The organism is Chitinimonas violaceus (assembly GCF_052601015.1).
Window position 1 is genome coordinate 1 of the sequence record NZ_JBQXDJ010000186.1, and the last position, 1,025, is coordinate 1,025.

A 1,025-nucleotide genomic window follows, 5' to 3' on the forward strand; every position below is an offset into this window, starting at 1 on the left:
GGTGACGACGATGTCCTGGGTGGCAGTGCCATCCTCGCTCTTTACCTGCAAGGTATCCGTTACCCGCTCGTTCTCGTTAAGGAACTGAATCTTGCTTGGGTCGACGGCGTAGCTCCACTCACCCGTCTGCTCATTGAACGTAAAGCTGCCATAGGTACCTACCAGGCTGCCGGGCTTTTGAAATACGTCCTGCCCCTGATCAACATCAGCCACAGTCAACACACCCTGCACCCGCTGCAGCAAACTATCTTCTATCACGCTACCTGTAGCAGTCCCGCTGATAGTGGCATCATCGTTGACCCCTGCAACGTTAATGGTCACGGTAGTGGTAGCGCCATCCGACAAAGTCACAGAGAAGACTTCGGTATCACTCTTCCCAGCTGCAAGACCTTGGACAACCGCATCGGCATTGGCCAGCTTGTAAGTCCATTGTCCATCAGCCGCAATCGTCAGACTGCCGTAAAGACCTGTCAGTGTTTCACTCACAAACGTGGCGCCGCCCGATGCAACCAGGGTGCCGGAACCACGCAACGTAGTGTCTTCTTGAACCGAGCCTACGCCTGCTGTTGCACTCTCTTCCGTACCAGTAATGATGATGGTGACATCTGCCCAGGTGCCATCGAGACTCTCGACCGTAAACACTTGGCTTACCGTCTCTCCCGATTGAAGACGTTGCACCTCGGCAGCAGCATTGTTGAGCTCAAACTGCCAGTTGCCGTCTTTACCAACCGTGAACGTGCCATAAGCATTGGTGAGGGTTACAGGTTTCAGCTCCGCCTCTCCGTGGTCAGCATCTGTCACCGTCAGCTTGCCTCGGCTTACGAGCACCCCATCTTCGGTCACCCTGCCTGAATCGCTGTCACCGACTCCCTTGCCGATCACAGCAACGTCATTGGTACCTGTGACATGAATGCTGACTGTTGAAGTACTGCCATCGTTAAGCGTAACCGTGAAGGACTCATCGCGGACTTCTCCCTCTTTCAATAACTCTGCACGGTTATCCAGGGTGTAGGTCCACTTGCCTG

1 protein-coding gene is annotated in these 1,025 nt (G+C 54.4%); it reads right to left on the bottom strand.

The genetic code is table 11. The annotated features are described in order from the left end of the window. Positions 1–1,025: VCBS domain-containing protein (locus ACUHMQ_RS20810; RefSeq protein ID WP_445297352.1), on the bottom strand; the 1,025-nt coding region annotated here is incomplete at both ends.